This is a genomic window from Parapedobacter sp. GCM10030251 (assembly GCF_042666505.1).
Classification (GTDB): Bacteria; Bacteroidota; Bacteroidia; order Sphingobacteriales; family Sphingobacteriaceae; genus Parapedobacter.
This window is the reverse complement of record NZ_JBHTDN010000004.1, coordinates 269,250-293,089: the sequence shown is the minus strand read 5'-3', so window position 1 is coordinate 293,089 and position 23,840 is coordinate 269,250. Positions and strand designations below refer to the sequence as shown.

The window sequence follows — 23,840 nt, the reverse complement described above, 5'->3', positions numbered from 1 at the left end:
CTAGGTAGGACAAGTATCGAGGGTTTGGACGAATCAAATAAGGGGGATTCTCACCAAAAAGAGGGGGTAAATTCTTAATTTGCTAAAGCGATTTTGATTTCCGATATTTATCATTCCAGATACCGTCACCACACGCTTGCCTATTATGATAAATAAGAAATTAATCGTCGTGATTCTATCCACCTGCATCTCGTTAAACGTCTTTTCAACAATTAATGATCAGGTAAAATACCTCGGTATTGAACACGGTTTATCCAATAATTATGTTACCCATATCTATCAGGACCGTATGGGCTTTATGTGGTTCGGTACCTTTGACGGGTTAAATCGGTATGACGGCTACGAATTCAAGATCTACCGGCACCGGCCAGGACAAAAAACTTCGCTTCCCGACAACCGGATTACGGGTATCATCGAAGATACGACCGGTAGAACGTGGGTGGCGACTAAAATCGGCGCAGCAGTGCTTAATTACGATGAACACACCTTCCAACATCTGCACCTCCAAGAGGATAATGGGGAACTCCAGGCAATCGATTTTGCCATAAACGGCTTTGCAATCAATGCGAGTGGTTCTCTTTTCGCTGCAAGCGAAAAAAGTGGATTGCTTCGAATCGAAACGCACCCCGAAACCGGGCCGGTTGGAATACCTATTCCGTTGATGCATAACGGTAGGGAGACGGTCAACTACGATGTTCAAGGGATTGACATCGATCCAGAGGACCGACTGTGGCTAATCATCAAAGATGTTGGTGTTGGTTACTATGATAAAAATACGAAAACAGTACGTATAAAGACCAGCCGGATCCAGTCAGCGCGATGTATACAAGCTTCGGCAACCGGCGGGATCTGGATGGGCACTGAAAAAGGCCTATTCCGCTACGAGCCAACATCGGACCGCCTCACGCATTATACTGAAAAAACCGGGTTATCGCACAACCGTATCACTGCACTGCATAAAACGAAAAACAAACTGTGGGTGTGTACAGACGGCGGGGGAATCACCATCATCGATCTAAAAAGCCAACGGTTTACCTATCTATTGGGACACGATGACGGCGGACCGCTCTTCAGCGAGGCGGTTTTCGCCATCTTTGAAGATCAGCAATCCCGTCAGTGGATCGGTACCTTGCGGGGCGGCGTCAATGTCATTGATCCGCAAGCAAGGAAATTCGGCCTTATCCGGCACGATACTCCAGCAGGAAAAACCAGCTCGAAAAACTTCATTCTTTCCTTTGCCGAAGGAAAAGACCATACACTTTGGATCGGGACTGACGGCGGAGGTTTATCGCTTTGGGACCGACAGACTAACCGCTTCCAATTCTTCGAGCATCAGCCGGGAGTTCCCGGTACGCTTACCAGCAATTTTATAACCAGCATCATTCAAGATAAACAAGGGCAGTTGTGGGTAGGCACGTACGGGGGAGGCATTAATCGATGGGATGCGCAAAATCACCGTTTTGTTCCCTATCCCTGCGTTCATCCGCAAAAAGAGAACGAATATGCCAACATTTGGCAGCTATTGGAAGACAGCAAAGGTAGGATCTGGGCAGCGACATTGGATGGCGGTGGACTATTTCTACTGAACCGCCAACGCAACCGATTCGAGCCCGTCAATGCCTACATAAAAAATGCACTTTGTATCATAGAAGACACAGACGGCACATTCTGGGTCGGTGACTACTCCGACCTTATCCACCTGAACTTCGACGACGGGCGAATCACCCGCTTCACAATCGGAAATCCCGTACGCTGCATCCGGAAAGATTCGGCGCATCAATTGTGGGTAGGGACCGAGGGCGGCGGGTTACTCTCATTCAACAAAAATACGGGTGAATTCAGGCGTTATACTGAAGCCGAAGGCTTACCTAGTAATGTTGTACTGCAACTGGCAGGTGACCGTCTTGGAAATCTGTGGTTATCTACCTATAATGGCATAGCTAAATTTTCGCCAGCTGGCGGCCGGTTTCAGAGTTTTCATGAGTCCGATGGTCTACAAAGCAACCAGTTCAGTTACAATGCGGCCCTGGAGTTACACTCGGGAGAACTTGTATTCGGCGGGATCAATGGCTTTAATATCTTTTATCCTGACAGTGTCCGCATTGAACCGCTTGCCCCAAAAATCGTTGTCACGGACATCCGCGTGGGTACAAAGACCCACGATGATTACAGCATTTCGACCGCACCAACAAACGCGGCCAGGGTCGAGAGTCTGGTCCTGCCCTATGAAGATGCATCCCTATCGGTGGGATTCGCAGCCCTCGAGTACTCCTTTCCCGATAAAATCAACTACGCGGTCTTCCTCGAAGGATGGGATAAGGACTGGAATCACGTTGAACGACAGCGAAGTGCTTATTATTCCAATCTCCGGGAAGGCACCTACCGTTTACGGATCCGATCGACGGACGCAAGCGGGACCTGGAATCGTGAAGAGCGTGTTCTGTTGATTGAAGTGCTTCCACCTTGGTGGCGGACCTACTGGGCATATGGACTATACGTGTTGCTCGGGCTTTCTGCCCTTTATGCATACATTATCTACGACAGACGGCAAACCCGGTTAACCTATCAAGTCGAATGGTCACGGATGGAAATTGCCAAGGAGCGCGAACTTAATGAACGGAAACTAGCCTTTTTCACACACATCGCACATGAGTTTCGCACACCGCTATCTTTGATCGTAAATCCCGTAAAGGATATGCTTTATAGCACCGATAAGGCAACGGATACCGAAGGCTTAAACCTGGTGTACCGTAACGCTAAACGTCTCCTGAGCCTCGTGGACCGGCTGTTATTGTTCCAAAGGGCGGAAAACCTGTCGGACGACCTCCGCCTGGTGAAGCTTGACGTAAAACACCTCGCCCACGAAGTATTTCTCTGCTTTAAGCAACACGCGGAGTCTCGCTCTCTGGACTACCGGTTTCATTGCGCTTCAGAAAACCTCTATGTGTTTGGTGACCGCGAGAAATTGGAAATATGCCTCTTTAACCTAATCAGTAACGCAATCAAATTCACCCCGGAGCAAGGCACCGTGACGATAAAACTCGTCGAAGGGGACAACGATATTGAAATTATGGTATCCGACACCGGATGCGGGATACCCGTTCACATTGGCGATGCATTGTTTGATCGTTTTTACCGGGATAGGTTGGGAAACAGACAAGCTGCGTCTGGGTTTGGAATCGGATTGTTCCTGGTAAAGAAATTCATCGAATCGCATGGTGGTACCGTGTCGTATATGAGCCGGGAAAACAGGGGCAGTCAATTTAGGTTACGGCTGCTAAAAGGCAAAGAACATTTCAGCGGCCGGCTTTTGCTTGAAGATTTGGGCGAGCATTCCATGTTCCTTGAAGAATTAACCGAAGAACCCCCACAGGAAACGAACGACGTCGATTCTGCTGAATACATGCCAAATCAGCCCGTAATCACGGGTGAACATCCCGTCATGCTCGTCGCTGATGACAACTTGCAAATCAGGCAGTACATCGCGAAAATTTTTAACAAGGACTTTTCTGTTTTCACCGCCGGAAATGGCGAGGAAGCATTAGCATTTATCAAAAAACATGAACCCGATATCGTCATCAGTGACGTTGTCATGGACGAAATGTCAGGCATCGACTTATGCACCTGTATCAAACAGGATCCTTCGTTGAGTCATATTCCCCTTATATTACTCACCGCAAGCACCTCAAGAGAGGTTAAGTTGAAAGGAATAGAAGGCGGCGCCGATGATTACATTACGAAACCTTTTGACAATGCTCTTTTAGCGGCTCGGGTCGCCAATCTCCTAAACAGCCGCAGCCAGCTGCAAGCATACTTTTACAACGAGATAACCCTGCAGAGCAATCCCTACAAAATATCCAAAGAATACAGCGACTTTCTTCAACGTTGCATTTCGATAGTCGAGCAGCAGTTGGACAACACGAATTTTACAGTCAAAACCCTGGCAAAAGAAATTGGCATGAGCCACTCAAACCTCTATAAACGCATTAAGTCGATATCCGGCAAATCCGCCAATGAATTCATCCGGTTCATTCGCCTACGTACCGTTGCCAAATTACTGATCGATTCCGGCTACACAATCAGCGAAGCAGCGTTCGCAGCCGGATTCAACGACATTAAGTACTTCCGCGAACAGTTTTCCAAACTCTTTGGGATGAAACCTTCGGATTATAAACGAAAATATGGGAAAAGGGAAAAAAACCCTTTAATAAAACCCGCTAAAACAAAAAACTCATTTGTAGACACTTAAATTCATTCGTAGATTTACCACCGATGGATAAGTACGCAAAACAGTCCCGCATGCTGGTTGCAGTGGATTGCATTATTTTTGGATTTGACGGCTACGAGTTAAAATTGCTGCTGATAAAAAGGGGATTCGAGCCGGAAAAAAACAAGTGGAGCCTGATGGGCGGCTTCGTTCAATCCAATGAGAAGCCGGAGGACGCCGCTTCACGAGTGCTTAAGCAGCTTACGGGGCTGAAAGACGTTTACATGGAACAGCTATCGGTATTCGGGAAGCCTGAACGTGATCCGATAGAGCGAACCATCAGCATCACATACTTCGCCCTAATCGATATCAAAAAATACGAAAAACAACTCAGCGATGATTACCGGGCAGAATGGTTTCCGTTGGAAGGCGTGCCCAAACTGATCTTTGACCACCAGGAAATGGTGCAACAAGCAAAACAAAAACTACGTTATAAAGCGGCATTACACCCCATCCTGTTCGAATTACTTCCTGAGAAATTCACTATTCCTCAAATTATGACACTTTACGAACAGGTTTATGAGGTTGAATTGGATAAGCGCAACTTCACTCGCAAATTGCGCTCTACGGAGCTGCTCATCAAGCAATTAGATAAAGACAAAGCGCATTCAAAAAAAGGCGCCTTCTACTATAAATTGGACAAAGCCGCTTATCTCGAAAAATTCACTCGCTTTCTTAATTTCATATCCAATCCGGAATATCAGTAAAAAAACTTATCTTCGATCGTGCCAAACAAACGATCTTCAATATGACTTTCAATAGGCGTGCATTTTTGAAGCAGGCAGGGGTTACGGTTGCCGCGGCCTGTATGGCCCCTTCTATCCTTTCCTGCGATCGGAAGCGAAGCCCTAAAGCAACACTAAGGGAAATCGGCTTACAACTTTATACCTTGCGGGATCAACTGGCCGATAGCGCTGCATCTACGCTTAATCGCGTAGCAGAAATCGGATACAACCACGTGGAAACATTCGGTCCGGAAACTCGAGCCGATGGTCAGATTCAATTCTGGGGCTTGAATCTCCGGGATTTATCGGGACAGCTGCTGGCAAATGGCCTGAAGTCTTATAGCGGTCACTATGACCTTTCCGAGTTCCTTACACCCGGAAATGGAAATGAAGAAGCGTTAAAAATCTATTTGGACACTGCGGCCGAATTGGGTCAGAAATATATGATTGTACCCATACCGCCTATGCCGTTGATCGATCAATTGACCGCAGATCACTACCATTTCATGGCTGACCAATTAAACAAAGGCGGAGATCTTGCAGCCGGATCTGGAATCAAAATCGGCTATCACAACCATTTTTGGGAATTCCGCACCCTCGAAAATGGCAGTAGGGGATTAGACATCCTACTCGAAAATACCGAAAAAGATTTGGTGGTATTTGAATTGGATCTGTTCTGGAGCGAAAAATCTGGAGCGGACAGTGTCGCATACTTTCAAAAGCATCCTGGTCGTTTTCCACTTTGGCATATTAAAGATATGGACAAAGCCAATACCGACCCCGTAACCGGTCCGGATTATGACAACAGACCCGTTATGGAGATTACTTCGGCGATTACTTATGCCGAAGTAGGTACAGGAAACATCGATTTCAAGAAGATCATGGCACAGGCGGAAACAGCTGGCTTGAAATACGCATTCGTAGAACAGGATTTGATCACTATCGATCCGTTTGAAAGCGTTGAAGAGAGCTATGAATATGTGAAGACCGAATTGCTTAAATAACACCGCTTTTTTGCAATCGCGCATTAATGAAATCGGTAGGATCAGTTGTTAACCGATCACTACCGCTTTCGATGATGGCCAAAGGGGCGACTTTGGCCAAGGTTCAGGCAGCCCACTTATATTGGTGCGAAAAAGGAAATCAGGATAGCCGAAGCCCTGAGCGGTTAACCCATCCGGGTATAGCTACAGCTTCCGATAAAATCCAGAGTCGTGTTTTCTGATGCATAGGTAATCATTGGCTTAACATTTTTCGTTGATAGACGACACAAAGAAAAGCATTCCTATCGGGAATACACCTACCCATAAAGGGTGGTTTTCTATTTTCTTGCGGATCTGGATGATTTTTTGAATGATTCGCCCCCATTCACCTAATTGAGTAGATATGTCCGTAGGCGGCGACATGCAACGTCCAGCCGATTCACCTGCGTGATTGATTGGCCGATTTTAAAAATGCGTCCGGGGAAAAATCCGCTCGCTAAACCGGACATACCTGCCCAATAAATCGGCTCCGTATTTTCCTGACAAGTGACGCCCCGAAATAGTTCTGCTACCTAAAACGGTAGACGGTCCGGGTATGGTACTCCGCCTTTGGTTCCAACACAGTCGATGGAAAATCCGGTTGGTTTGGGGAATCAGGGAAATGCTGGGTTTCAAGGCAGAAAGCCGAACGATAGCCGTAGGTCTTTCCACCCTTCGCATTTTGGACATTATCCATGAAATTACCGCTATAAAACTGCAGCCCTGGCTCTTCGGTAAGAATATCCATCACAATGCCCGTTTTCGGACTTTCAACAGTTGCAACGAGTTGCAGCCCCGGATCTTTTTTAAGCACGAAATTATGATCGTATCCTTTTCCGAGCAACAACTGTGCATCTGCCGTATCGATGCGCTTTCCGATGGCCGTTGGTTGACGAAAATCGAAAGGAGTATTTTCAACGGAGGCTATTTCTCCCGTCGGTATGAGGGTTTCGTCTACCGGTGTATAACCATCTGCACGAATGGTGAGCAGGTGATCCAAGATGGTGCTGTCGCCTTCGCCGCTGAGATTGAAATAAGCGTGATTCGTAAGATTCACCACTGTGGCTTTATCGGTCGTTGCATGATAGCTGATATCCAACCCATTATCGGACGTAAGTGTATATACAATCGTGGTATTCAACGTACCCGGATAACCTGCATCTCCATCAGGCGATGTATAATGCAGCTCGAGGCTGCTGTCTGTTACGTGCTTTACCTCCCAAACTTTGGAAAAAAAACCGTTTGTACCACCGTGCAGTGTATTGGGCCCGTCGTTGAGTTCGAGTTGATATTGCTGCCCTTCCAGCTCAAATTGTCCTTTCGCGATGCGGTTTCCATACCGGCCAACAACGGCTCCGTAAAACCCTTCACCTGATTTTCGATAGGAGGCTAAATCCTTATATCCAAGGACAACATCTACAAGATCGCCATTTTTATCAGGCACCTGAAGACTGATAATCCGTGCGCCATAATTGATAATAGCAGCCACCGCCGTGCCATTTGTAAGTGTATACAATTGCACTGAATCGCCATCAATCTCTGCGGCAAATTCAGCCGGCGATACGGTCGATTCGGCTTGAGTAGTCCGTTGGGCTGACTGCTCCTGCGGCGGATTACAGGCCGAGACTCCAACTATTGCGGCAACGAAGGCCAACGACTTGCTTATTTTATTGTTCATCATATTTAAATATCAGGTTTGTAAAACTAGGATTATCCCCGACAAAGATAAAAGTAAAATCGTGATATGAAACAGATGAGCACACAAGAATTACGGCTAATTTATAACCATTCTAAATATTTGTGTTTGACACAGTTTTGACAGACCACAGTCAAGAGATGTTGTACTTTTGTTTCCGTAATTAGTGAGGATAGTACAACCTTGAAGAATCTCAAAGTCATAGCATTCACCCACAAACATGTGGATTTGAAAGATTTAGGCAATTTGGTGATTTGTAATGAAGAACTAGAAAGCCGGTTGATCAATCTCAAACATAGCTTTGACATTCCCGAAATTTTTTACATCGGCACCTGTAATCGTGTAGAATTTGTCTTTTACGGAGCCCATGAGCTGAAGCCCGAGTTTATCAAGGAATTTATGCACAAGCTGAATTTCTGTGTACCTTCTGAACGGCTGGATTGCTTTCTGGATCAGGTAACCACCTATGAAGGTATTGAAGCGCTCAATCATTTGTTGCGGATGTCCTGTTCCTTGGAAAGCTTGGTTGTGGGTGAAAAGGAAATTCTTGCCCAGGTGCGTAGAGCGTATGAGCGTTGCCGCGCAAGCGGATTCACCGGGGATTTTTTACGTCTGGTGATGGAGCGATTGGTAAAAACGGCCAAAGAGGTGTATACCCATACGCGCATTTCCCGCAATCCGGTTTCTGTCGTATCGCTTGCCTATCGCAAACTTAGGGAGATAAAACTGCATGAAAATCCCCGGATTCTCATCATCGGGGCGGGCGAAACCAACCAAAACTTTGCCAAATATCTGCAAAAACACCGGTTTTCCAATTTTGTGGTGTTCAACCGTACGCTAGAAAACGCCCGGGCCTTAAGCGCTGAATTAAATGGTCAAGCCTACCCCTTAAGTGAATTACCTCAATACAAAGCCGGTTTTGATATTCTGATTACCTGTACGGGGGCTCCCGAAGCAATTGTGGATACGGCGTTATATCAGGCACTACTAAACGGAGATACGGATAAAAAGGTGATCGTAGACCTTGCCATTCCCAATGACGTACATCCCGACGTGCTTCAACACCACCCCATACATTACATAGAAGTGAGCGGTTTGCAGGCAATTGCTTCTAAAAACCTGCAGCAACGTTACGATGAACTGGCCCACGCTGAACAGATCATAGCTGACAATATCCGTGAGTTCCTCCCGATACTCAAGCAACGGCGTGTAGAGCTGGCCATGCGTGAAGTGCCGGAAAAGGTGAAAGAAATTCGCTCATTTGCGCTCAACGAGGTTTTCGCTACAGAAGTAAATGCGCTCGACGCGAATTCAAGAATGGTGCTTGAGAAGGTAATAGACTACATGGAGAAAAAATACATCAAGGTGCCCATGGTGATGGCCAAAGATATATTGGTCAAAACGAATAGCTCCGATCTCAATTGACCACTTTTCCGTTAATCTCCCGCTAATCTTGATGGAGTTTTCGATTCCTTTGGTACTATGCAAATCAATAAAATTGCGTATCGAGCGGGCTTACCGGAGCGATCTCATTGATGCCAAAAAGAATTGATCCATATCAATAATTTGTCTAAGTTTGTTTATGCTAATTGAGGAACCCTTGACGGAAATCGCTAAAAAGCGGACAAAGAAAGTAGATCGCGTACTTATTATAGGCACACGTGGTAGTGAACTGGCTTTGTGGCAAGCTAATTATGTCAAAAATAAACTGGCAGAAATCGGCATTCAAGCCGAACTGAAGGTTATCAAAACCCAAGGAGATATCGTACAGCATTTACGTTTGGATAAGCTGGAAGGCAAAGGCTTTTTTACAAAAGAGTTGGAAGAAGAATTGCTAACCGGCGGAATCGATATTGCCGTACATTCGCATAAGGACCTTCCGACGATACAGCCCAGTGGATTGACCATAGCCGCTGTAACTTCCCGTGAAGACCCTTCCGAGCTACTCATTATCCACAAGGATTGCGTCGACCTTAAAAAACGACTTGCACTCAAGCACAATGCCACCGTAGGCACATCGTCCAACCGCCGAAAGGCGCAGCTGCTGGCCATGCGTCCCGACCTTGAATTTGACGACCTGCGTGGCAATGTATTGACCCGGATTGAGAAGCTCCGAGACGAAAATTATGATGCCATCATGCTGGCTAAAGCGGGAATTACCCGGATTGGGGTGGATCTCAGTGACTTTCACGTAGAGGAACTCCCTCCCGTGGAGATCATTCCGGCGCCTGCCCAAGGTGTACTGGCGGTACAGATCAAAGAAAGCGACAAAGATTTGTACGACATGCTGCAGCTGATAAATGATGCCGGAGTAGCGGAGACAATTGCCGTAGAACGTGAAGTTCTCAACCGGTTTGATGCAGGGTGCCATGCTCCCTTGGGGTGTTACTGCCGTAAACAGGACGGCAAATACGAAGTTTGGACATCCAAGGCCGACAGCGATGAAGAGTTTCCGGACCGCCTGTACTTGTCTGCGGAGCATACCGATGGACTGGCTGAGCGGATCGCCAACAAATTTGATAAAAACCGCAAGTTGCCTTCCAACGTCTTCATCACAAGAGATGTCAGTGAGTCTAACTACTTCTACCGGGCGATGACGGCCCGTGGAATCGCTGTGGAAGGCCGATCTCTGATCCGGATATTTCCGATTATCCATAAGCTGGATCCTTATATACTTAAATACGTCGACTGGATATTTTTCGGCAGCAAAAACGGCATCGAGAACTTTTTCCGGTTGGCACCACGGCTGAGCAAGCGGACAAAATTCGCAGTGATTGGCCGAGGCTCAGAAGAAATGCTTCGCCAGTTTGGCCATGCACCCGATTTTTCGGGAGAGCGATTAGGTATTAACATGGAACAAATTGCCGCTGAATTTGCAAAACTAGCGACCGGAACAACCGTCTTGATTCCGAGGGCGAAGGATTCGTTGGAAACCATCCAACAATCACTGACGAGCGAAACAAAGGTAATCAACCTTCCAGTTTACCAGACCCGCATCGACACCAATGTATCGAAGTCCAATGCCAATGTGCTCATTTTCACCAGCCCCTCAAATGTGGAAGCTTATTTTGTGGATAACCTGGTCGATCCGGGTCAGAAAATCATCTGCATTGGACGTTCCACCGCCAAGAAAATCGAAGAATTAGGGCTACCCTATACACTTCCCTATTCACCGGACGAAATCGGATTGGCAGAAGCTGTATTTGGATTGGATTATTAAGATGGAACGCGAATGACACAAGTTAATTGGGTACATGCGGGTTTTTGTAGTACGAAGGTGCAACACTAAGAAAACGGAATGCTAAGAAGACCAAGAAGGAACCGCAAATCTGCGGTGATACGTGATATGGTGCAGGAAACACAGCTAACCGCTGCCAATCTGATTTTTCCGCTGTTTGTCATAGAAGGTAACAACGTAAAGTCGGAAGTAACTTCCATGCCGGGCATTTTCCGATACTCCATAGATAACCTGCTCCGCGAGGTAGAGACCTGCTTGAAACTGGGGCTTCAGGCATTTGATCTGTTTCCTAACGTCGATGAATCCCTGAAAGATAAATACGCCAGCGAAGCGACACGAAAAGGCAGTTTATATCTCAGGGCAATTGCCCAAGTGAAAGAGAATTTCCCAGAAGCATGTGTGATAACCGATGTGGCGATGGATCCTTATAGCAGCGATGGGCATGACGGTATTGTCGAAAACGGCACCATCGTGAATGACGAAACCCTGGAAATCCTGGCAAAAATGGCCGTAGCCCACGCACAAGCCGGAGCCGACATTATTGCGCCATCTGATATGATGGATGGACGGATTGGCTATCTCCGAAAGGAACTGGACCAACAAGGATTTTCCCATGTATCCCTCATGTCATATACGGCGAAGTACGCCAGCGCATTCTATGGCCCTTTTCGTGATGCGCTCAATTCGGCACCAAAGCAGGGCGACAAAAAGACGTATCAAATGAATCCGGCAAACCAGCGGGAGGCACTGATCGAAGCCCAACTGGACATGCAAGAGGGAGCGGATTTCCTCATGGTAAAGCCCGCCCTTCCATACCTGGATGTAATCAAACTCCTGTCTGATCAGTTTGACCTACCTATCGCAGCTTACAATGTGAGCGGCGAGTATGCGATGGTCAAAGCATCCGCTCGTAACGGCTGGCTGGATGAGCGACGCGCCACCATGGAAGTACTCATGGGGATACGGCGCGCCGGCGCTACCGCTATCCTTACTTACCACGCCAAAGAGGTTTTGGAGAACAGATGGCTATAAGATTATAATTAGATTTAAAACACTAGATTGACGTTTACCACGTCAGATTTGAGGATACGAGTGATGTTAGATGCGATTAAAAAGGCCTTTGCAGGCAACGATGATTCTTTGGTTTCGACAGGCAAAAAGGAAGATATTTCACGGGAGAAATCGGCAACGCTGTACGAGAAAGCCCAGCAATATTTCCCCGGCGGCGTAAACTCGCCGGTCAGGGCATTTAAATCGGTATACGGCACCCCTCTATTTATTGAACGGGGTGATGGTTGCCATTTATGGGATGTTGATGGAAATCAATTCATTGACTTCTGTTGCTCCTGGGGACCACTTATCTTGGGGCATAACCATCCAAAAATACGGGAAAAGGTAACCAAGACTTTGGAAAAAGGACTGAGTTTCGGTGCACCCACAGCGCTCGAAAATGAGCTTGCGGAGCTGATCATCAAACACAACCGGTATATTGAAAAACTTCGCTTCGTCAGTTCCGGCACGGAGGCTGTGATGTCGGCGATTCGGCTGGCCCGCGGATATACCGGCCGTGATAAGATCATCAAGTTCGATGGTTGCTACCATGGCCACTCGGACTCCTTATTGGTTAAAGCCGGATCGGGTTTGGTCACGTTCGGCGAAACTTCTTCTGCCGGCGTACCCAAAGCGTTTGCTGATGAGACCCTGGTTGTTCCCTTAGCGGATCGAACCGCCGTAGAAGCTGCCTTTTCGGAATTCAAGGAGCAGATTGCCGCCGTCATCATCGAGGGAATACCTGCCAACAACGGCTTACTTATTCAAGAACCCGAATATATCCGCTTTCTTCGTGACATCACGAAAGAAAACGGCGCATTACTCATTTTTGACGAAGTGATTACCGGTTTTCGCCTCGGTTTCGAGGGTGCCGCTGCGTATTACGATGTACAGCCTGATATCCTGACATATGGCAAGATCATTGGCGGCGGTATGCCAGTTGGAGCCTACGGCGCTTCGGCGGAATTGATGAGCCACATTTCTCCGGACGGGGGTGTTTACCAAGCAGGCACCTTGTCGGGTAACCCGGTGGCCATGGCAGCAGGAATTGCTCAATTATCGGAACTTCGCAGCAATGGATTTTACAAAAATCTCAACCAAAAAACGTCGGAGTTCGTAGAAGCGATCCAACGCTATGCCACTGCCAAAAATTACAAAGTCAAGTTGTTCTACGTCGGTTCCATTTTTTGGTTCGCATTTACCAACCAGGCAGCTATTCGCGCTGCAGGCGATATTGACCACAGCAGTATGGAATTGTATAAGGTATTCCATCGCGAATTACTCAATCGCGGGGTATACCTTGGTCCTTCGGGCTACGAAGTGGGTTTCGTGTCTGCTGCGCATACCAAAACCGACTTAGAAAAAGCCAAACGCGCGATTTTCGAAAGCTTGGACGCCGTTTCCAGACACCAATTCCGGTAGGGATCCGAAAAACGGCTAAAATCCTACGCTCTTCAGTTTCAGGCCCGTGGTTTCGTCCAATCCAGCCAACAGGTTCATATTCTGTACGGCTTGCCCACTTGCCCCTTTTAGCAAATTATCAACAATACTGATAATAAATAGCTTATCGCCGTGTTTTTCGAGATGCAAGATGCACTTATTGGTATTGACCACCTGTTTCAAATCGATATTTGTTTTGCTGACATGGGTAAACGGGTGCGTGTCGTAGTACGATTCGTATAGCGCATACGCCTCCTCTTCGCCCAATGGACTATCCAGATAAATAGCGGATAAGATCCCTCTCGGAAAGTTACCCCGCTGCGGAACGATATGGATACGCTCCATGGCCCGTTGCAGCAACGTTCCATCTCCGTCGGGAAGAAAGCCAGGCTGTAACTGATTTAACGATTCGCTGATTTCCTGCAGGTGCTGATGTTCAAAGGCCTTATAAATGGACAAGTTGTTATTTCGCCAGCTGAAATGCGACGTTGCGGATGGCTTTTGTCCAGCACCGGTGGAACCGGTTGTTGCGTTAACATGAACCGGATTCTGAAGTAGCCCTTCCGCGGCCAACGGCAGAAGTGCCAATTGGATACCCGTGGCAAAGCAACCCGGGTTAGCGACATAGTGCGCAGACCGGATGAAGTCCCTATTTAACTCGGGTAGACCGTATATGAATTTCCCATCCCGGTATGCGGTATTTGCCCGCAATCTATAATCTTGCGAAAGATCAATTATTTTAACATGCGGATCAAATGTATTGACATCCAAAAACTTCCGGGCATCACCGTGCCCAACGCAGAGAAACAATACTTCAATATCACTATGGTAAGTTTCCGAAAATCGCAAGTCAGTATCACCAAACAGATCGGTGTGGACATCCGAAACCTTATTCCCGGCATTGCTTTCGCTATGCGTAAACACGATATCGGCATGCGGATGGTTGATCAGTATGCGTAGCAGTTCGCCTCCAGTATAGCCCGCCGAACCGATAATTCCTATCTTAATCTTTGTCATGTTTGTTTTTTCACCTACTCACCGCTTCACCTATTCACTGCTTCACTTATTCACCTTATGCCAAATGGACACCTGATTACCGAATATCTTGGAGAACCCTTTGACGTCATCCCCGCTCCATGTATTGTTCATTTCTCCATAACTACCGAATTTGTTTGACATTAAGTCATGCGGTGATTCAATGCCGATTACGGTAAACCGATACGGATTCAATTCGACGAAAACCTTGCCGCTTACGGTCTGTTGGGTATTTTGCAGAAACGCCTCGATATCGCGCATTACCGGATCATGCATTTGCCCTTCATGCATCCAATTGCCATAGAACGCAGCCAATTGATCCTTCCAGCTGAGCTGCCATTTAGTAAGCGTATGTTTTTCCAGCGTATGGTGTGCTTTGATCAGAATTAAGGGCGCAGCGGCCTCAAAGCCAACACGCCCCTTGATGCCAATGATGGTATCACCTACATGGATATCCCGGCCTATACCGTATGGCTGTGCGATGGACTGCAATTCCTGAATCACCTTCACGGATCCGATGCGATTGCCGTTTAGTGCCACGGGCTCCCCTTTTTCAAATTCAATCGTAAGTCGCCTTGGCTCGACCGAAGTAACGGGGGTCGGCCATGCATCTTCTGGCAATGTCTCGTGGGAAGTCAACGTTTCCTTACCTCCCACTGACGTACCCCAAATTCCTTTGTTGATTGAATATTTCGCTTTTTCGGCATTGAATTCAACGCCATGTTTGTGTAGGTATTCAATTTCTTCTTCGCGGCTGAGCTTTAGGTCACGAATAGGCGTAATGATTTCTACATCGGGAATAAGTGTATTAAAAATCATGTCAAACCGCACCTGATCGTTGCCGGCTCCGGTGCTGCCGTGAGCAACATATTTTGCACCGATTTTCTTGGCATAGTTAGCGATGGCTGTCGCCTGACTTACCCTTTCAGCGCTTACCGAAAGCGGATAAGTAGCGTTTTTCAACACGTTACCAAAGATCAGGTATTTAATGCTGCTATCGTAGTAGTTCTGCGTTTCATCCACCACAGTATGGGTTTTTACACCCAGCGAATAAGCCCGCTGTTCGATTTGGGTCAGCTCGTCCGCCGAAAAACCTCCGGTATTGACAATTACGGAATGTACTTCCAACCCCCGGTCCTTGGAAAGATAAATACAGCAAAAAGAGGTGTCCAATCCTCCACTAAACGCTAATACGACTTTGTTCATTGATTATTTTTTGATTCTACAACTATACTGTTTTCGGGTGACGGGCAACGAACGCAGTAACCATTTTTTTAGTGGATTTCCACAACTTTGCCTCGATACGTTTCAAGAGGGAAGATTTTTTCGTAATCTGCTTTAAACGTTCTTTGGCTTTGGCTTTCATTTCAATCCGCTCGCGCAATTCCTTTTCCTTTTCCACCGGATCCCAGAGCATCGCCGTGCACATGCAGTTTTTACGTTGCTTCATGGTAAGAATATCGTAGTTAACGCAACTTTGACATCCTTTCCAAAATTCCTCGTCCTGCGTCAATTCGGAATAGGTGACCGGTTCATAGCCAAGATCCGAATTGATTTTCATCACGGCTAAACCCGTGGTCAAGCCAAAAATCTTCGCCTTCGGGTACTTTTCCCTAGAGAGGTCAAAGATACGTTTTTTAATCGCCTTTGCCAAGCCCACTTTCCGAAAATCGGGATTGACCACCAAACCTGAATTGGCCACAAAATCGCCGTGGCTCCAAGTTTCAATGTAACAAAATCCCGCCCAAGCTCCATCAGATTTGCGCAATGCAATTACGGCCTTTCCTTCCCGCATCTTGTTTGCCACATACTCGGGACTTCTACGCGCGATGCCGGTGCCACGTGCTTTGGCCGATTCGGCCATTTCGTCACAAATTTGCTGGGCATAACCGATATGCTGCTCGGTCGCCGGGGTGATTATAAAGTCTGAAAGTTCCATTGGAATATACGACCCTAAAAATTGAAAACAGCCAACTTACGTTGTGTTTTTTAATGCTAACTACTTTAAATATGTTGGTAAAGTACAGCTTCGGACTCCTTGCCGTACGTAATGGGAGAGGATGCCCCTTATTAAGCCCGGGGCAATATGGGTCGTCGAAACCGGAGCACCGGTCTTTCGGCAGTTAAACTTCCACACAAAAAGCAGATTACATAGTGCTGAGCGCACAATGCAGTAGATACAGCTATATTATTTTTTGTGTTCATCCTTAATAGTATTACAGCTATGCTGCAATTAAGGTGCCAAAGGTAGCAAAAATATATTTTATTTACACAAGGTTTATTTTGTTTTTTTCCGACCTTTGTCACATGATCGGAACCAGCTGGTTTTTTATTTTAATTTTTGCAATTCCCCTCATCATCTTCCTTATCTGGTTGATGAAACAAGATAAGCGTAAAGGCATCTGGGGAATCATCCTGGTCGTCATCGCGGCGGCGGCGGCGATGTATGTGTCAACCAAGTACGCCTCTGGCGTTGCGGCTGCGAATTTTGAGCTCCGGAAAAAGGAGGCCCAGGAAAAAAGTCAGGAAAAATAAGCCAGAGTTGCTTTAAGTTTCGTTTAATTTAATCAAAACAGTATATTGCGCTGATTAAAAGACCGAAATTGTGGACGTCAAAGAGAGCAAGCTTATCGACATGCTTATCGAAGGACGGAAATCCGCATTTGAACAACTCTACTATAGCTATTCGAATCGGGTTTTCAACCTGTCATTTTTTTTATTGAAAGACACCGGTTGGAGCGAAGACGTTGTCCAGGAAGTTTTCGTAAAGCTCTGGGAAAATCGGACCAGTTTACAGCGCAACCAAAACATTTGGGCGTATTTGTATGTCATGACCCGAAGACATGCACTTAATAAACTACGGAGTGTTAGGCGATCCAATGCTTGTTTCGAGCGTTTATGGATGCAGTTTTCCGAACCGGAAGATAGTCTGCATAACGCCATTGCTGCCAAAGAACTGAACGAGAACATTAAACGACTGCTCGGGTTGCTACCGCTCCAACAACGTACTGTTTTCTCCCTAAGCCGCCTCGAGGGGTTCAGCCATCAGGAAATCGCTGAACAATTAAATATTTCCAGAAACACGGTCAAAAACCACATCGTCCAAGCTGTTAAGCTTCTCCGAAACAAAATCTTGCATCAAAATCTCTTCCTTCTGATCGTGATTTTTTCGTTCTAACGTTGAAAATTCAAAAAAAATTTTTTTCACGACTAGTCCCTTTTCCCCAACACCGGTGTTCTACACGGGATACTTTCCAGTTAACACTGATAACATATGATGAGTAATCTATGAGCCGAGAGAAGCTGAGTGATTTATTGAATCAGTACTTAGCGGGAACCATTAGCAAAGAGGACTTGCGGGTCTTACTCGATTTGATGGCAATTGATGACCAACGCCAGGTTGAGCCCATCATTGACAAATTGATTAAAGAGAAGGGCCCGCTTGACGATACGAGTGAACACTTCAATCAAGGGGCTGTGATGAACAGCATCCGGCGACGGATATGCAGTGGTTATTTGCCCGGCACGCGTTGGCTGGCGGCTGGCATCGCGACTTTTTTGGTCATCCTCTCCGTGTTATTGTACCAAAATAGCGATAAAAAGGTTTCAATTCATCAAAAAGCAATCGCCTCCGATATTTTTCTTCCGGAAAAAAACCACGTTATACTCCGCCTTACTGATGGCACTCAATATGACTTGTCGCAGGCTCCCCTGAAAACATTAAACGAAATCGGCGTGAACATCGTTACAGAGGACGACGGGCAAACACGGTTTGTTTTCACTCCCGCCAGTATCGAAAAGACAGGCTTTTACACCATAAAGAACGGAAAGGGTCATACGTGCCAATTGCAATTGACCGATGGGAGCCGTATCTGGTTAAATGCAGGCGCCACCCTCTCCTACCCTTCCCGATTCCCAGAATCGCGTCGACACGTCACCCTTGAGGGCGAAGCATTTTTCCAGGTTGCGCACGATGAACATAGACCTTTTAACGTCTCAACGGCACATACGGTGGTCCAGGTATTGGGCACACAATTCAACATTGCGGCCGACTCCTCCACCGGATTTACGCACACTACGTTGGTTGAAGGATCGGTAGCGGTTACTAACGGAAATCAAACCCGCTTACTCCAACCAGGGTGGCAGGCAACCACCGAAGATACGACACCGGGAATTTTGACAGATACGGTAAATCTCCGGGATGTATTGGCGTGGAAAGATGGTTATTTTAGATTCAACGACCATACAATAGCGGAGGTTATGGCGCAGGTTGCGGCGTGGTACGGCATCGAGCATATCCACATCGACGAACAAACCGGCGATCGCTTCACCGGCTCTGTTAGCAAAGCACAAAAACTGTCCGACGTGCTCCTACAACTCACGGAAATATCAAATTACAGATTCAAAATCAAAGAAAGGAGCGTCTATATCATGAAGTAGCCCCCCATGAAAATCGCAGCACAGGCGGGTTCATCGCCGCTGATCGAAATCAACACGAGAAAATGTTTCAAAAGGCCACTAACTACCTAATAATTAAACAATGCATAAGTCTGATTCTCGCAGTCGCGCTCACCAGCGCCAAACATTTTTTAGCTATGTCATTAAGATGGAGATTATGCTCATCTGCATGGTAGCATCGCTGGTGCACGTGCACGCCACCACCTACGCCCAAAAAGTAACATTGAAATTTGAGCAAGCCACGCTTCGTGATGTCTTGGATGAAATCCAACAACAAACCGGGTATGATTTCTTATACAACAGTGCCGTTATTGCCAAAGAACAAGCTATTAGCTTAGACGTTCACGACCGCGATTTCAAACAGGTGCTTGCCGATTTGCTTCACCCACGTAACTTGCAGTTTGAGGTCAAGCGGAATACCGTATTCGTCCGCGTGCGTAACACGAAAACGAAACCGCCGTCTGGCGGGTCTTCTGTACGAAAGAATCAATCATCCGCAAATGGAATCATCAGGGACACAGGGGGACAGCCGCTGAGTGGGGTTACCGTCAGCGTCAAAGGGACCACCGTTGCCACAGCTAGTAGCGAAAACGGCCAATTTTCATTACCCGCGGAAGCAGGTCAGGTCTTGGTTTTTTCGCTATTGGGTTACGTATCGCAAGAGATCACGGTTCCGGCTTCGGGAATCATGGAGGTTCAACTGGCGGAGGAAATAAGCGACCTGGACGAAGTTGTGGTAGTGGGCTATTCCACGCGCAAGGTACGCTATTTGTCCAGTTCGGTAACTACCATTTCCAGTGAGAAACTCAAGGACGTGACCACGAACGATCTGTCAACCATGTTGCAGGGCAAGGCCCCGGGCGTGGTAGTATCTTCCCCATCAGGAGCACCTTCAAGTGCACCTCGCGTACTTATTAGGGGTGCCGGTACCATATCGGCCAGCACATCCCCACTGGTTGTGGTCGATGGCAACATCGGTGGGAACTACAATCCCGCCGACATTGAGTCGGTATCCATCCTAAAGGATGCTGCCGCAACTGGCTTATATGGATCACGCGCTGCAAACGGAGTCATCATTATCAATACCAAAAGAGGGCAACCCGGTAAAACGAAGGTTGAATTCAATAACTCATTCGGTTTCGGAAATCCGACCACCGGCAATTTCCGCCTTATGAACTCCCAGGAATTGTATGATTTCCAGACCACATTTTACCATCGGGACCCATCTGTACTTCAGCATGACACCGATTGGTGGGGATTGGCATTCGGCACAGGGTACGTTAACAATCACAACCTATCTATCTCGGGTGGATCGGAAAAAGTGCAGTACTATGCTTCCGGTCTTTTTTATCGCGAAGAAGGCACACTTGCCGGAACAGGGCATACCGGATATAATTTCCGGACCAATCTTGACGCTAACCTCACGGATCGCCTGAAGGTGGCGGTTCTGATTAATGGCAATGTGAATAAAAACCGACTGGAAAATAGCAGAACCATGTACGACGCGTATACGAATCTGCCGTTCGATCCGGCATTTGACAGCGAAGGGAATCCCATTGATGCCCGTTTTTATCCGAATTGGCTGGGCCGGGAAAAGGAAAACTTCCTTCACTCGCTGCAGTATAACTACGACAAAGCTCGAAACTGGGCTGTAAGTGGCGACCTCAACCTCGATTATACCGTTACCGATAAAATTACCTTGTCGAGTTATAACCGCACCCAATTTAACAACGGGCAAACAGCCCGATTCTTTGACAGAAACACCAAGCAAGGCGGAGCGAACGGTGGGGAATTATACAACGGCACGAGCAGCTTCAACCGACTGTTGACTTCTAACCGGGTTCGATACACCGATACCTTTGGCGATCACGGTCTGACGGTATTGGCTGCCGCAGAGGCGGAAACAACCACTTCCGATTGGACCGAAACTTCGGGAAAGGGATTGCCTTCCGGCAGGGATGTGATGTCTGTTGCAACCGAGGTACTGCAAAGCCCACGGGGTGCGCGCGAGCAGGTAGGATTTCGAAAATACCTCGCGCAAGCCGACTACAGCTACAATAACCGGTATTTCTTTGTGGCTTCGTTCGTAAATGAATTTTCGTCGAAATTTGGGAAAAATAACCCCACAGCTAATTTTTACCAGCTCGGTGCGTCCTGGATTCTAACGAATGAGCCATTTTGGCAGCAAAGCCAGACACTTTCGTTCGCCAAACTCCGCGGAAGCTACGGTACGGTAGGAAATGCAGACGGCATTTCTAATTTCGCCGCATTAGGACTGTATTCAATTACCCAGGACGCCAGTTATGCCGGGCTACCTGGCGCAGCGCCTTACCAAAAGGGCAACCCCGACTTAAGCTGGGAAAAAATCAAATCTGCGAACTTGGGTGTTGACCTCACCTTTTGGAACCGTGTAGGCGTCAGCTTGGATATTTATGAAAAAGAAGCGTCGGAACTGCTCTACCGACAGCCTTTGGTGGCCACTACGGGTTATAGCTACGTATGGGTGAATGCCGGGTCGGTACGCAATCGAGGGATGGAGCTTAACGTGACCTCACAAAATTTCACGGGAGATGACTTCACGTGGGAAACCAGCCTGAACATGGCATTCAATCGGAATAAAGTACTGGAGCTCAACGACGGATCGACCATCTTCAACCCGGGTGCCAGACAACCCATCGCGATCGGCTATGATATGGATGCTTATAACCTCCCCATTTGGGCTGGGGTAGATCCGTCAAACGGAGATCCATTATGGGAAAAAGTGGTGATCGACGAAAATGGGAATAAATCGATCGTAACAACCAACGTATACAGCGAGGCCGCCACGTCCGATTCACGCCAGTTCACCGGAACCTCTGCAGCGCCCAAATTCACCGGGGGTTTCAACAATACATTTACGTATAGGAACTTCACGCTATCGGCATTTTTTAATTTTGTCTATGGTAACTACGTGTATAACGATACACGTGTATACTTTGACAACGACGGTCTCTATGAAGCATTTAATTCGATGGTGCTGCCGAAAGGATGGACTCGGTGGGAGAAGGAAGGAGACATCGCGACCCATCCGAAACCAATCGTGGGGGGGAATAAGGATTCCAACCAGTCGTCTTCAAGGTACCTGGAAGATGGGAGTTACATCCGGTTACGGAATGTACGTGTTGGCTATGATTTCCCGGAAAAATTGCTTCGGCCTATGCGGATTTCAAGACTGCAGCTGTTTGTTAGTGGAGATAATCTATGGACGGGCACCAAGTTTTCCGGTCCCGATCCCGAGGTCTCACTCAGCCAAGTTGATCTGGCATCGGGCGTATCCAGCTTCAAATATCCCATTAGCAAAAAAATCCTTTTTGGTCTAAACGTGACATTTTAATACATTTAAGCATGAAACGTTCCTCAACATATAGAAAACTGACGGTATTCACCTTGGCGGTTCTGTTTTTCTCCTGCCAGAAATATTACGACCCAACTGAGTTTATCAACGAAGATGACGCGCTAGCCAGCGAGTCTGATGTGGAGACGGCAACGATAGGCACGTATGCGGTACTGAAAAACGCGGCATATGTACGTAGTGGGCATTTCCTGATGGAGTACCCGGGAGACGCTGTCGCACAAGGACAGTCTTCGGCTGATGACTTGACCCGCGCGTACCGATATACACACATCAATACGTCCGATCATTGTGCAAATTTCTGGTCACAAGCCTACAAGGTGATTGCCGCCGCAAATAAAGTCATCGCATTTGTGCCGAACGAAGCTTCCGAGGGATTGCGGCAACTTAAAGGTGAAAATCTTTTTCTACGGGCCATGATGCATTTTAATTTGGTCCGGATTTTCGGGCGGCCATATCCGCAAAACAACGGAGATAATCCCGGGGTGCCGATTTTGAGAGAAGGGTTAAGCGATGAAGAGGCGGAAACCCTTTCGAGAAGTTCGGTGAAAGACGTTTATGATTTCGTTATCAGCGATCTGCTCCAAGCTGCCGAACTGATGAATCAGCCAAAAAACAATTCCTTCGCTTCCAAGGAGGTAGCCTATGCGCTACTGGCCCGGGTATACCTGTACAAGGAAGATCAGGCGAATGCCATCAAATATGCGGATCTGGTAATCAATTCCAATCGGTATACACTACGCCAAGGAAGTGAGTATGCGAGTTATTTCAGGGCGCAACCCGACGACAACCAGGAAACCATATTTGCCATACGGCATACCAAGGTTGAAGACCGGGCGATGTCTTCGATCGGCTCAATGTATTTTAGTGGCGATGTTTCCGGCAATCCCATGGGTCAAGGCGTAAGCGGATGGGCAGAAATTTATGCGTCAAAGAAATACTACGACTTCCTGAATCAACATCCCGAAGACCTTCGCAATTCCTTTATTACACCGTATGTGGTAAACGGCGAATTGCAATACAACCAAAAGCTCACGCCTGTTACGCCCATGTATTACGTCAATAAATATTCGCTTCAGGAAGGGCTCATAAACCTCAGTTCACCGGTGTATCTTCGACTGGCAGAAATGTACCTCATCCGGGCCGAGGCAAATGCAAAAGAAAACAATGTCGAAGCAGCCTTGGCCGATGTCAACCTTTTACGTACACGAGCCGGACTACCCTACGCAGCGTTGTATACCCCTGAGCGGTTAGCAGCAGCAGGCAAGACCGTGCTCGACGCCGTGTTGGAAGAACGGTGGCTGGAGTTAGCTTTCGAAGGACATCGCGCCTACGATCTTTTCCGGAATAACCGATCCATGGTACGTAATTATCCGGGCACCCACTCATTAAATAATACACCGACTACGGATTTACACCAAGAAGTGAAACCGACTGATAACCGGGTTGTGTTTTACATACCGCAGGCGGAAATCAATAGAAACAGTGCATTACAACAAAACCCATAATTTTATAAAT

At 47.2% G+C, this 23,840-nt stretch carries 16 protein-coding genes; 12 read left to right on the top strand and 4 right to left on the bottom strand.

The genetic code is table 11. The features are described 5' to 3' along the window. The first annotated feature begins 145 nt into the window (after positions 1 to 145). From ACFQRK_RS13470 to ACFQRK_RS13460, 3 genes are read left to right on the top strand one after another with little or no spacing between them, the layout of a single operon-like run. Positions 146 to 4,249 carry a two-component regulator propeller domain-containing protein gene (locus tag ACFQRK_RS13470; protein ID WP_379007493.1) on the top strand — a complete coding sequence of 1,368 codons (4,104 nt, stop codon included), beginning with the start codon at positions 146 to 148 and terminating at the stop codon, positions 4,247 to 4,249. 23 nt (positions 4,250 to 4,272) lie between these two features. Next, entirely contained in the window at positions 4,273 to 4,974 is a 702-nt protein-coding gene (locus tag ACFQRK_RS13465; protein WP_379007491.1) for an NUDIX domain-containing protein, read from the top strand. 41 nt (positions 4,975 to 5,015) lie between these two features. Beyond that, positions 5,016 to 5,996 (top strand): sugar phosphate isomerase/epimerase family protein, encoded by a 981-nt coding sequence (locus tag ACFQRK_RS13460; protein WP_379007489.1) that lies wholly within the window; start codon positions 5,016 to 5,018, stop codon positions 5,994 to 5,996. Between the two features lie 547 nt (positions 5,997 to 6,543). Here the strand turns inward: ACFQRK_RS13460 and ACFQRK_RS13455 are convergent. Beyond that, positions 6,544 to 7,695 (bottom strand): aldose epimerase family protein, encoded by a 1,152-nt coding sequence (locus ACFQRK_RS13455; RefSeq protein ID WP_379007488.1) that lies wholly within the window; start codon positions 7,693 to 7,695, stop codon positions 6,544 to 6,546. 198 nt (positions 7,696 to 7,893) lie between these two features. Here ACFQRK_RS13455 and hemA point away from each other — a divergent pair, with 198 nt between their 5' ends. The 4 genes from hemA (at position 7,894) to hemL (ending at position 13,420) form a co-directional block, all read left to right on the top strand. After that, the gene (hemA, locus tag ACFQRK_RS13450) at positions 7,894 to 9,135 is read left to right on the top strand and encodes a glutamyl-tRNA reductase (protein WP_379007485.1); all 1,242 of its coding nucleotides are present in this window, start codon (positions 7,894 to 7,896) and stop codon (positions 9,133 to 9,135) included. A gap of 157 nt (positions 9,136 to 9,292) precedes the next feature. Then, positions 9,293 to 10,930 (top strand): hydroxymethylbilane synthase, encoded by a 1,638-nt coding sequence (gene hemC, locus ACFQRK_RS13445; RefSeq protein WP_379007482.1) that lies wholly within the window; start codon positions 9,293 to 9,295, stop codon positions 10,928 to 10,930. Positions 10,931 to 11,008: 78 nt separating this feature from the next. Next, a complete protein-coding gene (gene hemB / locus ACFQRK_RS13440; protein WP_379007480.1) occupies positions 11,009 to 11,980 on the top strand; it encodes a porphobilinogen synthase in 972 nt (323 codons plus the stop codon). A gap of 63 nt (positions 11,981 to 12,043) precedes the next feature. Then, a complete protein-coding gene (gene hemL / locus ACFQRK_RS13435; protein WP_379008038.1) occupies positions 12,044 to 13,420 on the top strand; it encodes a glutamate-1-semialdehyde 2,1-aminomutase in 1,377 nt (458 codons plus the stop codon). Between the two features lie 15 nt (positions 13,421 to 13,435). On the opposite strand, the gene argC is transcribed toward hemL, so the two are convergent. Genes argC through ACFQRK_RS13420 form a run of 3 tightly spaced genes read right to left on the bottom strand, consistent with a single transcriptional unit; the run spans position 13,436 to position 16,412 of the window. Next, a complete protein-coding gene (argC, locus tag ACFQRK_RS13430; protein ID WP_379007478.1) occupies positions 13,436 to 14,455 on the bottom strand; it encodes an N-acetyl-gamma-glutamyl-phosphate reductase in 1,020 nt (339 codons plus the stop codon). A gap of 42 nt (positions 14,456 to 14,497) precedes the next feature. After that, positions 14,498 to 15,679, bottom strand: coding sequence for an argininosuccinate synthase (gene argG, locus ACFQRK_RS13425; protein ID WP_379007476.1), 1,182 nt, complete (start codon positions 15,677 to 15,679; stop codon positions 14,498 to 14,500). A 22-nt stretch (positions 15,680 to 15,701) separates the two neighbouring features. Continuing rightward, entirely contained in the window at positions 15,702 to 16,412 is a 711-nt protein-coding gene (locus ACFQRK_RS13420) for a GNAT family N-acetyltransferase (RefSeq protein WP_379007474.1), read from the bottom strand. Positions 16,413 to 16,849: 437 nt separating this feature from the next. Here ACFQRK_RS13420 and ACFQRK_RS13415 point away from each other — a divergent pair, with 437 nt between their 5' ends. The 5 genes from ACFQRK_RS13415 to ACFQRK_RS13395 all read left to right on the top strand — a co-directional run bounded on the left by ACFQRK_RS13415 (position 16,850) and on the right by ACFQRK_RS13395 (position 23,830). After that, positions 16,850 to 17,008 carry a hypothetical protein gene (locus ACFQRK_RS13415; protein WP_379007473.1) on the top strand — a complete coding sequence of 53 codons (159 nt, stop codon included), beginning with the start codon at positions 16,850 to 16,852 and terminating at the stop codon, positions 17,006 to 17,008. A gap of 70 nt (positions 17,009 to 17,078) precedes the next feature. After that, positions 17,079 to 17,651 carry an RNA polymerase sigma factor gene (locus ACFQRK_RS13410; RefSeq protein ID WP_379007471.1) on the top strand — a complete coding sequence of 191 codons (573 nt, stop codon included), beginning with the start codon at positions 17,079 to 17,081 and terminating at the stop codon, positions 17,649 to 17,651. Positions 17,652 to 17,761: 110 nt separating this feature from the next. Next, on the top strand, positions 17,762 to 18,913 hold the full coding sequence (locus ACFQRK_RS13405; protein ID WP_379007470.1) for a FecR family protein: 1,152 nt from the start codon (positions 17,762 to 17,764) through the stop codon (positions 18,911 to 18,913). Positions 18,914 to 19,079: 166 nt separating this feature from the next. Beyond that, positions 19,080 to 22,304: a TonB-dependent receptor gene (locus tag ACFQRK_RS13400; RefSeq protein ID WP_379007468.1), complete on the top strand. Its 3,225-nt coding sequence runs from the start codon at positions 19,080 to 19,082 to the stop codon at positions 22,302 to 22,304. 11 nt (positions 22,305 to 22,315) lie between these two features. Then, complete coding sequence (locus tag ACFQRK_RS13395; RefSeq protein ID WP_379007465.1) at positions 22,316 to 23,830, top strand: RagB/SusD family nutrient uptake outer membrane protein; 1,515 nt, start codon at positions 22,316 to 22,318, stop codon at positions 23,828 to 23,830. The last annotated feature ends 10 nt before the right edge of the window (positions 23,831 to 23,840 follow it).